The sequence below is a fragment of the Proteiniphilum sp. genome (assembly GCF_034331125.1).
Taxonomy (GTDB): domain Bacteria; phylum Bacteroidota; class Bacteroidia; order Bacteroidales; family Dysgonomonadaceae; genus Proteiniphilum; species Proteiniphilum saccharofermentans.
Genome location: NZ_JAXQGC010000058.1, coordinates 254,223 through 265,531 on the forward strand (window position 1 = coordinate 254,223; position 11,309 = coordinate 265,531).

The following is an 11,309-nucleotide window of genomic DNA, read 5'->3' on the forward strand; positions in this document are numbered from 1 at the left end:
CACACTATTATTTTATCGCGCGAAGCGCATCATCATCAAAGAGTCTCCTTTTTCAACAGGAAAGTATCAATCACCTCTCGAAACGATTTTTTGGGAAGTGCACCCATGCCTATCTGCGGATCCTGATCCATGGGAATAAACAGGAACATTGGAATACTTCTCGCACCGAACATACCCGCCAGTTCTCTCTCCTTGTCGACATTGATCTTATAGACATAGATATCATCACCATACTCCGCCGCCAGTTCTGTCAGTATCGGTGATACTATTCTGCAGGGACCACACCAGTCGGCATAAAAATCGACTATCGCCGGCTTATCACCCTTATAACTCCACGCCTCCGGATTACTTTCGTAATCGAACACCTTCTCCAGGAAAGTCGCTTTTGTCAACTCTATCGGCTTGACCGTTTCTTTCTCTTTCGGTTCACTTGCGGAGACAGAAACTATCACCATCAACGCTGCAAAAAGTATTGTTATTTTCTTCATTTTTGTTCTATTCCTTATGATTTAATCTTATTTATACCCACTAACCACCCAGGCACTTACGCACCTTTCCACCTATCATATCAACAACAACGTATGGACTAAAGTTTTATCTCAACGTTTAAAACTGAGTACGGTCTTTATACCTGACCGCATTTTTGCTCGGCACGCCGAATTCTTTGGCGGTAATTTCATCGAGCACTACTTTCCATATCTTTACATTCCTGACGGCAGGGGCGGAATAGCTGAATTCCCTGTCGGAGTACTGACGCATGATGCTATTCAACGCCTTCACCTTTTCATCATAATCCTCTTCAAAAACCACCTTCCCGTAACAGATCACACTCTCCGCACGCATCCGGTAGCTACAGGCCACTTCTTCGTCCTGCCACACCAGACCGGGGTCGGTACAAAAAGTAATGCAGACCTGCGGATTTTTCTCTAAAATGGAGATGGAACGCCCTTCCTGTGCGGAATGCAGATATATCACCCCCTTCTCATACCCGAAATTCATCGGTAACACATAAGGTCTTCCGTTCTCATCCGCCATTCCCACGTAACAGAGCCGGCATGCACGGATTACTTTTTCAATGTGTTCCTCTTTCTCTAAAGGATAAGTTCTCATATAGCTTATAATTCTTTGCTCGATGTGGACGGCCCATCTACGGTAAGCACTCCATTCTCGTCGATATTCATCTCGTCGATAAAGACCACTCTCTCATCACCTGTCTTTTGGGTACGTCCGTGATAAACGCAATACATCTTCTTGTTGTCTTTCGACCAGACTATCATATTATGTCCGGTACCGGTCACATCTCCGCCACTGGCTACATTTTTCTCCAACACGGGATTATTTTCTGCCTTGACAAACGGTCCTAACGGATTATCGGCCACGGCGTAACCCACCGCATAGTTTTCTCCTCCGAAGAAATTGGCAGAGTACATCATATAGATCTTACCATTATGCTCAAAAGCAAACGATCCTTCAGTCCAGCGGCGATTGACCTCTCCCGACGTCACGGAACGGCTCTCCCACTCCGTCTGCGGGTCATCCATAGTGAACGGAGGTTGCAGAAGCAATACCGGCTCGCCTATAACGGAAGTAAAATCGTTGGATATCTCCACGCCGTAGACCCAGCTCTCCTCGATCTCGTCAAAGAGGTTCTGCCCACGCGCCCATGCAGCCACTTCACTCTCAACCGGATTCTTATAGCAGCAACGCGAATAATAGAGATAAGTCCTGCCACCGTGTTGCAGGATATTGGCATCGATAATAGGATATCCCGGATCGAACAGGGGGTTGTCGGATATCTCGGTAAAAGGGCCTGTAGGTTGGTCGGCCACCGCCACCCCGATACGGAAATTCTCCAGCTCATCGGTAGGATTCACTTTCCAGTCGGCGCTGAAGAACATATAATAACGTCCGTCGATTTCATATACTTCGGGTGCCCAATAGTTCTTTACTGTCCATGAACCGGGCTGGTCGCCCGAATAGACCTGTCCTTCGAAATGCCAGTCGACAAGGTTATCCGAACTATAGGCACCGAACCCTTTCCCCGCACCGCCCGTCCCGTACATATAATACTTCCCGTCGGAAGCGGAGAGGATAAACGGATCACCAAAAGCCACCGGTAACGGGTTCGAATAGGTGATGGTACCGGAAGAGGTTTTACCCGTATTACGGCAACCTACCAGCGTGCCGGCAAATATACCGGTCAACAGCAAAACAGCAGTTATTCCTTTGCACAGTTTCATATCATTATTCCATTTTTATATTTTCGGGACCTGTTTACCCCGGTCCCGCCTTCCAGGCGATTACTTCTCCGCTTGCACCAATCTCTCGCCAAACCGGTTTATACTCCATCTGCGTAGCAAAGATAAAATAAAAAAAGGAGAACCTGGTCAGGTTCTCCCTATCTATTCCATTCCGGATCAACCCGGCATGAAGAGTGTGTTACTATTTCACTTTATCCACGATAGCCTTGAATGCTTCGGGATGATTCATTGCCAAATCGGCAAGTACCTTGCGGTTGATTTCAATTTCATTCTTGTGCAGCGCACCCATCAGGCGTGAATAAGACATACCGTGTTCACGGGCGGCGGCGTTGATACGTTGGATCCACAAAGCGCGGAAGTTACGTTTTTTGTTTTTGCGGTCACGATAGGCATAGGTAAGACCTTTTTCCCACGTGTTCTTGGCTACTGTCCACACATTCTTGCGGGCGCCGATATAGCCTCTTGTTAATTTCAGAACTTTTTTTCTGCGGTTGCGTGATGCAACATGATTGACTGATCTTGGCATAATGTTACTTGTTTTGAATGATAGCGTCCCTGTCGTACAGGGCTCTTGGCGGCATACATCCTGTTACTAAATCTCTTTTTTGGAAACTTACCCGTGCGGATTATTTCAATCCCAACAGAATTTTAACGCTGTTTACGTCAGACTTGTGAACCAGACCTGTTTGCGTAAGATTTCTCTTTTGCTTTTTAGTCTTTTTGGTCAAAATGTGACTTTTGTAAGCATGTTTCCGCTTGATTTTTCCTGTTCCGGTAAGGGCGAACCTCTTTTTGGCACCGGAATTAGTCTTCATTTTTGGCATTTTGCTCTTTTTGAATTTGTTATTATTATTGTCCCTTTTACCTGTTATCCGGTAAAAAAGTTTGCAAAAGTAATGATTTTATTCTCGTTACGCAAGTAATTTTGGTGATTTTTTATTCTTATGACCTCGATACCTGAAATCCTTTTTTTGACAACTCCATATCTACGAACCGGGATTTCTCGTTCAGCGGGTTTTCATTCAGCACTTTTCTGATGCGCAGTACCGCCTCCTCATCCTTCGCCACCATATAGAGATATCCTCCACCTCCGGCACCCGGCAGCTTGTACCCCAGCGTATAATCCTTCACCATATCGATGATCCTCTCCACTTCCGGCGGATTTGTACCTCTGTCGATCGTTTTCTTCTGTTCCCAGGTTTTCATGATCAACTGTCCGTACCGTTCAAAATCTCCCCGCTGAATAGAGTTTGCCATATCTAACGCATGCACTTTCATTTCATGTAGTATCGACAGGTGCCGTGCCGAATTAAGGAACATTCCCCTTACAATCTCACCCAGAATATTCTTTGCCACACGGGTAATTCCGGTATAGTACAACAGGTGAAAAGGTTTATAAGCCTGGTCTGTAAAGAGAAAATCGGGAAGCCAGCTGATTTGGGGTGTCTGCAGGAAACCACGATCCGACTCCAGTAACTTTACTCCATGGAAGATACCTCCATACTGATCCTGCCATCCGCCTCCACTGGTCAATAGCTGCTCCAGTATTAATGTGTTCGTACTGATATCCTGCTTGTTCCATTGCAATCCGCAGAAATCATTCAGGGCACCCAGCACAGTAGACGCCAGGATAGAACTTGTGCCCAGTCCCGAGCCCGCCGGTATGGCAGCCAGTAACGTCAATTCTATACCTGCTCCGAATGCCTGCAGTTGTTCCGTCAACGTATTCCATCGTTCCGCCGAGAATTCCGGTAGGAACCCACATAAGGCCAGTGCGGCTTTCGGGATAGAGAAAGGAGAACCCAACTGATGGAATGCCCTCAGCCCATCAAAAGATTCCACCACTTCCGTTGCCCCCAGATCAATAGAGCGCAATACGATCCGGTATTCCTTAGATGGCTTCACATATACCTGCAAAGGAGGCTGCCCGTTCAGTTCTATCGCCACATTGACCACATTTCCGCCCGAGTAGAGCGAGAAGGGTGGAGTATCTGTCCATCCTCCCGCCAGGTCGATCCTCACCGGGCTTCTGCCCCATATGATCTGGTCAGGAAATGCCGACAATCCGGGTGAACGTTTTTTGTTGGACAAAGCCTCAATCATCCCGTTGCGCAAAAGGGAGAAAGCCTCCTTCTCCTCTTTGTCCGCAGCCCCGGTCTCTCCAAGGAACGCCAAAAGTCGCGACCTGAACATCCGGTTATGGATATGCTGCATCTCATCAGCCTCCGGCGGCAACAAATCGGGCAGCTCCAGTCCCATATGATGATACTCATTGGCCACATCACTCAGGTCTAATTGATAGAAGACACTCTTTTCGTAGTTCTTCTCCAACATCTTGTAATTCTTACGCCGGAAAATCTCACGTTGGGCATATAACCTGGCAATGGAAGCCCTTTCCATCAACTCGTCTGCCGAAAGGCGTTCAGACTCCATCCAGAGCCTCTTTCCCTCTCCGGAAAGATCGTCGCCGATCATCCATTTCAGCACTGTCTCCATCTCATCCAATTGTTCGAGGCATGGAAACAATTTACAGCGCTGGATATCCTCTGCATCACCCCCCAACACATCGGTGTTCAGGCCCCTCTGCTGTAGCCATTCAACCACCGGTTGTCCCATCCAACACGTTTGCGGATCATCGACTTTTCCTCCGGACCGGTCGTCCATTCCGTAGGGACGTATGGCATATGAGCGGGCGTCAACAGGTACCAAATCAATACATATACCTTCCGGCACATCTAATTGCCAATTGTTTTCCGGCACCCCGGTAATCACGCTATCCGCCTCGACAGTCCACCTGTTACCGAGACAGGAGCTCTCGATCCAGATATTCCGGTTTTTCTCGTTGAAATGAAAATCGATGATGGCATTCTGGGTGAAGATGGCAGGATTAGGTTTAATCTTCCGGTGCATGATCAACCGCTGGTCGAACACCTTATTTTGCAGCGCGAGGGTGGATGAGATCATCTCACGTGTGGTACCGTAATGGTAGAACTCACCTCCCTGCAAGGGAAGTATTTTCACGGAGAGCCGGTTGATTTCTCTGTCAATTTTCTTCGGATCAGTCCCTAATGCCAGGCCAAAGTCGCTATACAGGTCGTAGAACTCCAAAGAGCCCTCTTTCCCGTATGAACGCTCCCTCAGTAGTTGTACTGCCCTGTCGCTCAGCAGCCACATGCCGATATCCATCAGCATCAAATGGGATCGGGATAATTCCTCCAATTCCTGCAACGAAGGCTTCTGCATCACCCTGTCCAGCACCTCGGGCATATCCCTGCGTGCGGCAAATACCCCGTGACGGGTTGCCTGTGACGAATCCACCCATAGGCCGTAGCACACCACATCCGCTTCCGGTATCTCTTGCAAGGGTTCTTCAGAACGGATCAACACATCCCCGCTTGCAATAAAAGTCCGCAGCGAGTCCGGTGCCTGTTTCAGTATCTGTTCATACAGAGGCAGCTGCAATGAAATAAGATCCTGGCGCAACCGTTGTCCCCGTGCCCAGCGAAATACCGGTATCGGCAATCCGGTCTTGCCCGTCACCGCGTAGGAAGGGAGACGCCTGCTCTGTCCACCCGCGTGGATCAGGATCCGTTTTTCGTTGGAAAGCCATGTTTCGAAGTCCGCACCCGGGTTTTCATTCCGGTAACATTCCTCCAGAAGCCAGGTTGTACCGCTTCCCGAACCTAATCGTTTCCCTTTCGGGTCGGAGGTGCAGAACCACTCTTTCCCGCTCCTTTGATGAAGCGCGTGATAATTCTTTGTGGCGTTATGTGGCAGTGAAAGGAGTTTCTTCATTTCAAAAAAATCAGATAGATACAGTATAAGTCGTTCTCTGCAAAAATAATAAAAACCTTTAGATAATATCTGATTTCTTTGAGCACCATTAAAATTATAATAACTCAAAGCGTTTTGATATTCACGGTACGCCTGCTTTTCATTGGTACTCGTAATAATGGGCAAAACATACGGTGTATGGATTGTCTTTTCCTGGTAGCGGTCTATGATCTCCTGTAGACAAGGTTCCACCTTGATACTTAGCCGTATTCCGGTTTTTCTCCGGATGTAAGTCGCAACTCCATGCTGGATATCGGATTTTTGCAAATAGGCCATATCCACGAACGCCATTCCCCGCAAATAGAGACTGACTAAAAAGAGATCGCGGGCATAAGCCAAAACCGGGATTTCTGTCAGATCCAGTTTTTTTTAACTGTTTGATGATTTGTTTGCCCACCGCCCGTTTACGAGTGGTATCTATGCCCGTGTATACTTTCCGGAAAGGATTCCCGGCCGGGACCAATCCGTCGGACACAGCCGAATTATAAACCGCACGCAGGACACGCATATAAAATGAGCTGCTGTTCCGTTTTATTTTACGCTGACGGAGCCATTGTTCATATTCACTGATGAGTATTTCGGTACATGCGGGAAATGGTAAATATTGTTTGCCCAAGAATGCCGCAAAACTACGATATGCCCGCCGGTAATTAAGTGCCGTTCCATGAGCATTTTCCTCTTCTAATCTGCCTATACGTTTTTCCATGTATAAAAAAAAATCTTCTTCGGCAGGTATAAGCGCACGGAACGCAAAAGCGATATCGGCTACATCATAAGGAACGCCGACGGCCTCTTTCCGGGAAATGATGTCATGAAGAACGGCCAGATCGGCATTTATTGCCCTTTGTGCGGCCAACAGAAAAGAGACTTTTTCTCCGTTAATACGGACACGTGCATTCTGTGTATCCCATTCATGAGAATATAGTTTTATGGAAGATGTCAGTTGAACATGCTGTCTGCGATGAATAACCTGATAATAAATCGACCCGGCTTTGCCCGGTACGGTCGATACTCTTAATTTTACACGAATTGTTGCCATAGTACAATATTTTTTAATCCAAAAAATATACATGCAACAATCATACAAAACCTCTCTATAAAAGGTCACAAAGGGGTATTTTCGTCCGAAAAGGCAAAAGAGATGTCAACAGGGCATAATAAGAAATACAGATAAATCTGTTTTCCGACTGTGTTGCTTACCGAAATAGTTAGTACATTTGCCTATCCGGCCAATGACATTGATAACAATAATATGTTTATATACCTAACTCATTGAAAATATTTACTATGAACAGAAGAAATTTTATCAGGGGCGCATCTATACTCTCCACGCTGACTGTTTTAAAGCCTGAAATAGTTTTTGCCACAAACAACAATTCCACAGTAAGGATCGGATTAGTGGGATGCGGCAACCGTGCTGCAGGTATTCTTGGAAGTATGTCGGAAAATGCCAATATCCGTGTCGTTGCGTTGGCCGATCTTTTTGAAGACAAATTAGAGCAAGGTATTGCTTTTGCCAATACGCTCAATCAGAAAAGGAATTATGCTCCAGTCGGGAAAAACAACACCTACTCCGGCCATGACGCGTACCTCAGATTATTGGAGAACAAGGATGTGGATGCAGTCATTATCGCCTCCCCGGGTTATTCACATCCACAGATGCTGGAAGATACGGTTGCCGCCGGGAAACATGTCTATTGTGAGAAACCGATGGCCATAGATGCCGACGGCTGCCAACAGATTATAAAAACAGCACGGAATATAGGGAATCGTCTTTCGGCATTCGACGGCTTCCAGGTCAAGTTCGCCACCCCCTATGCCGAGATGGGCAAAAGAATAAAAAGAGGGGATATCGGGGAGATCGTCACGGTACAGTTATATTATTTTTCATCGGGAGCGCCCATCATTCCACATGAAGGGATGCCATACGACGAAATGCGTATCCGTAACCACTATCATTTCCATGAAATATCAGGCGGCTGCTATCTGGACCAGGCTATCCACATGATCGACACCTGTAACTGGATATTAGGTACTACCCCAATGTATGCCATAGGAGACGGTACCAAAAAGGGCGGACCCGATTTCGGGAATGCATGGACGAATTACCAGGTAATCTATAAATATCCGGGCGACATAAACGTGTCCGTACATTCTGCAAAATTCGGAAAAGTCTTCGGGGATGTATGTGCCCGGTTCATCGGCACGGAAGGTATCGCAGAAGCCCACTACAGTGGCGGCGTTTTCATTAATGGCACACACAAATGGGATTCGGGGATCGTACGTTCTGCAGCAGAGCTCACACCGGAATCGATCGCCCAAGGAGCGAGCTCCTCTTCACTCGACGATGCTGATCCCAATAAGGGAAAAGCATTTATCGACAGTATTACCACCGGGAAATATCTCAACCAGTTGGAATCGGGTTGTAACTCCACCCTCACGGCTATCCTGGGAAGAGAAGCTGCTTCGAAACAAGAGAAAGTGACATGGGATGAACTGGTTTACACCCCACATAGAATTGACCCGAATCTGGACTTAAAACAGTTTACAGGAAAGTGAACGTGAGAAAAATATTGGCAGGAAAACGGTAAAAGCAAGGAGGAAGAACAGTCATTATTCCTCCCCTTTGTTTTCTTTTTTGGCACCGGGTGCCGCCTTTTTAGGAGAGAGCATGATTGACATACGCTTACCTTCCATGATAGGCATATATTCTACCTTGGCATACTCTTCCAGATCGTTGGCGAAACGTAGTAACAATACTTCTCCCTGCTCTTTGAACAGGATAGAGCGCCCTTTAAAAAATACAAATGCCTTCACTTTTGAACCTTCGTTCAGAAAGTTCATGGCGTGTTTCAGTTTAAAGTTGTAGTCGTGATCATCGGTCTGGGGGCCGAAACGGATCTCTTTCACCGTCACCTTTACCGATTTAGCCTTCTGTTCCTTTAACTTTTTCTTTTGCTGGTATACAAATTTCTGGTAATCGATTACCCTGCAGACAGGCGGCTTTGCCGTAGGAGCTATTTCGACAAGGTCTAACTCCTGCTGTTCCGCAATTCTTAAAGCCTCCCTCGTGGGATAGATGCCTTCCTGCACATTGTCTCCTACTAACCGGACTTCCGGTACCCGGATACGCTCATTGATCCGATGTTGCTCTTTTGAGTCTTTTCTCATTCAAAAATTTTAAAAATTAAAAATGAATAATTAAGAATGAATAGTTAAGAGTCGGAATTTTAATTCTTAACTTTTAATTCTTAATTTCCACGATTCATCATTTCTTCCACTTCACGGGAAATTTCTTCGGCAAATGTACTCAATTTTACCGAACCTTTGTCTTCCCCACCCTGTTTTCTTACCGAAACTTCTTCATTTTCCACCTCTTTCTCGCCTACAATCAGCAAATAAGGGATACGCTTTAATTCATTGTCACGAATCTTACGCCCCACCTTTTCGTTACGGTCGTCTACCTCGGCACGGATATCGAATTTCTTCAACTCCTTCACCACGTCGAAGGCATAATCGTTGAATTTCTCGCTGACCGGGAGCACTACTACCTGGGTAGGAGTGAGCCACAGCGGGAACTTGCCGGCAGTATGCTCGATCAATACCGCCACAAAACGTTCCATCGATCCAAACGGTGCACGGTGGATCATCACGGGGCGATGCTTTTGGTTGTCGGCGCCGGTATATTCCAGTTCGAACCGCTCCGGCAGGTTATAATCCACCTGAATGGTACCTAACTGCCAACGGCGCCCCAACGCGTCTTTCACCATAAAATCGAGTTTGGGGCCGTAGAAGGCAGCCTCACCCAATTCCACTTTTGTTTTCAATCCTTTCTCTTCACATGCTTCTATAATGGCCCGTTCTGCTTTTTCCCAGTTTTCATCCGAACCGATATATTTTTCCTTATCGCCGGGGTCACGAAGCGATATCTGCGCTTCGAAGTTAGCGAAGTCCAATGCGTTGAAGATAATGAAGATGATATCCATCACTTTCAGGAATTCATCTTTCACCTGATCGGGCGTACAGAAGATATGCGCATCATCCTGCGTAAAGCCCCGCACGCGGGTCAGCCCGTGCAATTCACCGCTCTGCTCGTAGCGATACACCGTCCCGAATTCCGCCAACCGCAACGGCAGGTCTTTATAGGAACGGGGAAAAGCTTTATATATCTCGCAGTGATGCGGACAGTTCATCGGTTTCAACAGGAATTCCTCTCCCTCTTCAGGAGTTTTGATCGGCTGGAACGAATCCTTACCATACTTGGCGTAGTGCCCTGATGTCACATAAAGTTGTTTATGTCCGATATGAGGTGTGATCACCTGCTCGTAATCGAACTCGCGTTGTATTTTCTTCAGGAAATCTTCCAGGCGGAGGCGCAACTGCGTGCCTTTAGGCAACCACAAAGGAAGACCTGCACCCACGGTCTGTGAGAAATGGAATAATTGGAGTTCCTTGCCAATTTTACGGTGATCCCGTTTCTTGGCTTCTTCCAGCATCACCAGATATTCATCCAGCATTTTTTTCTTGGGGAAGGTAATGCCATAGAGCCGTGTCAACTGGGGACGTTTCTCATCGCCACGCCAGTAAGCGCCAGCAGCAGACAATATCTTTACCGCCTTGATATAGGAGGTATTGGGAAGGTGAGGCCCACGACACAAGTCGGTAAAACTTCCCTGGGTATATGTGGTGATCGTACCGTCTTCCAGTTCGTTGATCAGCTCTACCTTGTAATTTTCATCCCGGTCGGAAAACATACTGACAGCATCGGTTTTGGAGATACTCTTTCGTACGATATCTTCCCTGGCGGCGATCAGTTCCATCATCTTCTTCTCGATGGCCGGAAAGTCGGACTCTTTGATACTCACTCCTTCACCCGGATCCACATCGTAGTAAAACCCGTTTTCTATGGCGGGGCCTATACCGAATTTTATGCCGGGATAGAGTATCTGCAGTGCTTCCGCCATCAGGTGGGCAGACGAGTGCCAATAGGCATGTTTACCCTCTTCGTCTTCCCATTTCAGTAACCGGACAGAGGCGTCGTGTCCAATCGGTCTTGTCAGATCCCATGTCTCACCATCCACACTTGCTGCCAGCACCTCCTGCGCCAGTCGCGGACTGATGCTGTTGGCTATCTCCATTCCTGTCACTCCTTTTTCATATTCCCTGACAGATCCGTCGGGAAAAGTAATCTTTATCATAATTTATGCTCTATTA

10 protein-coding genes are annotated in these 11,309 nt (G+C 47.0%); 1 reads left to right on the forward strand and 9 read right to left on the reverse strand.

Annotation, left to right across the window (positions count from 1 at the left end; all coding sequences use genetic code 11):
* Window positions 1-35: 35 nt before the first annotated feature.
* From U2P89_RS14815 to U2P89_RS14845, 7 genes are all read right to left on the reverse strand, one after another.
* Window positions 36-488, reverse strand: a complete 453-nt coding sequence (locus tag U2P89_RS14815) for a thioredoxin family protein (protein WP_091904621.1) — start codon at window positions 486-488, stop codon at window positions 36-38.
* A gap of 118 nt (window positions 489-606) precedes the next feature.
* On the reverse strand, window positions 607-1,110 hold the full coding sequence (locus U2P89_RS14820; protein ID WP_091904618.1) for a pyridoxamine 5'-phosphate oxidase family protein: 504 nt from the start codon (window positions 1,108-1,110) through the stop codon (window positions 607-609).
* 5 nt (window positions 1,111-1,115) lie between these two features.
* Window positions 1,116-2,240 (reverse strand): glycoside hydrolase family 43 protein, encoded by a 1,125-nt coding sequence (locus tag U2P89_RS14825; RefSeq protein WP_322191774.1) that lies wholly within the window; start codon window positions 2,238-2,240, stop codon window positions 1,116-1,118.
* 202 nt (window positions 2,241-2,442) lie between these two features.
* Window positions 2,443-2,787, reverse strand: a complete 345-nt coding sequence (gene rplT / locus U2P89_RS14830; protein ID WP_076928400.1) for a 50S ribosomal protein L20 — start codon at window positions 2,785-2,787, stop codon at window positions 2,443-2,445.
* Between the two features lie 100 nt (window positions 2,788-2,887).
* Complete coding sequence (rpmI, locus tag U2P89_RS14835) at window positions 2,888-3,085, reverse strand: 50S ribosomal protein L35 (RefSeq protein ID WP_076928399.1); 198 nt, start codon at window positions 3,083-3,085, stop codon at window positions 2,888-2,890.
* A 118-nt stretch (window positions 3,086-3,203) separates the two neighbouring features.
* A complete protein-coding gene (locus tag U2P89_RS14840) occupies window positions 3,204-6,125 on the reverse strand; it encodes a bifunctional fucokinase/fucose-1-phosphate guanylyltransferase (protein WP_416188647.1) in 2,922 nt (973 codons plus the stop codon).
* 70 nt (window positions 6,126-6,195) lie between these two features.
* Complete coding sequence (locus tag U2P89_RS14845) at window positions 6,196-7,134, reverse strand: phage integrase SAM-like domain-containing protein (RefSeq protein WP_322191776.1); 939 nt, start codon at window positions 7,132-7,134, stop codon at window positions 6,196-6,198.
* 248 nt (window positions 7,135-7,382) lie between these two features.
* On the opposite strand from U2P89_RS14845, the gene U2P89_RS14850 reads away from it, so the two are divergent.
* The gene (locus U2P89_RS14850) at window positions 7,383-8,654 is read left to right on the forward strand and encodes a Gfo/Idh/MocA family oxidoreductase (protein WP_322191777.1); all 1,272 of its coding nucleotides are present in this window, start codon (window positions 7,383-7,385) and stop codon (window positions 8,652-8,654) included.
* Between the two features lie 54 nt (window positions 8,655-8,708).
* Here the strand turns inward: U2P89_RS14850 and infC are convergent, their stop codons facing one another.
* Both infC and thrS read right to left on the reverse strand, forming a co-directional pair.
* Entirely contained in the window at window positions 8,709-9,266 is a 558-nt protein-coding gene (infC, locus tag U2P89_RS14855; RefSeq protein WP_076928389.1) for a translation initiation factor IF-3, read from the reverse strand.
* An 80-nt stretch (window positions 9,267-9,346) separates the two neighbouring features.
* Complete coding sequence (gene thrS, locus U2P89_RS14860) at window positions 9,347-11,293, reverse strand: threonine--tRNA ligase (RefSeq protein WP_322191778.1); 1,947 nt, start codon at window positions 11,291-11,293, stop codon at window positions 9,347-9,349.
* Between the last annotated feature and the right edge of the window lie 16 nt (window positions 11,294-11,309).

Bases quoted from the DNA above. Each gene is read 5' to 3' on its own strand.
- U2P89_RS14825 (WP_322191774.1), bottom strand. From the start codon at position 2,240: ATGAAACTGTGCAAAGGAATAACTGCTGTTTTGCTGTTGACCGGTATA.
- U2P89_RS14850 (WP_322191777.1), top strand. From the start codon at position 7,383: ATGAACAGAAGAAATTTTATCAGGGGCGCATCTATACTCTCCACGCTG.
- infC (WP_076928389.1), bottom strand. From the start codon at position 9,266: ATGAGAAAAGACTCAAAAGAGCAACATCGGATCAATGAGCGTATCCGG.
- rplT (WP_076928400.1), bottom strand. From the start codon at position 2,787: ATGCCAAGATCAGTCAATCATGTTGCATCACGCAACCGCAGAAAAAAA.
- rpmI (WP_076928399.1), bottom strand. From the start codon at position 3,085: ATGCCAAAAATGAAGACTAATTCCGGTGCCAAAAAGAGGTTCGCCCTT.
- thrS (WP_322191778.1), bottom strand. From the start codon at position 11,293: ATGATAAAGATTACTTTTCCCGACGGATCTGTCAGGGAATATGAAAAA.
- U2P89_RS14815 (WP_091904621.1), bottom strand. From the start codon at position 488: ATGAAGAAAATAACAATACTTTTTGCAGCGTTGATGGTGATAGTTTCT.
- U2P89_RS14845 (WP_322191776.1), bottom strand. From the start codon at position 7,134: ATGGCAACAATTCGTGTAAAATTAAGAGTATCGACCGTACCGGGCAAA.
- U2P89_RS14820 (WP_091904618.1), bottom strand. From the start codon at position 1,110: ATGAGAACTTATCCTTTAGAGAAAGAGGAACACATTGAAAAAGTAATC.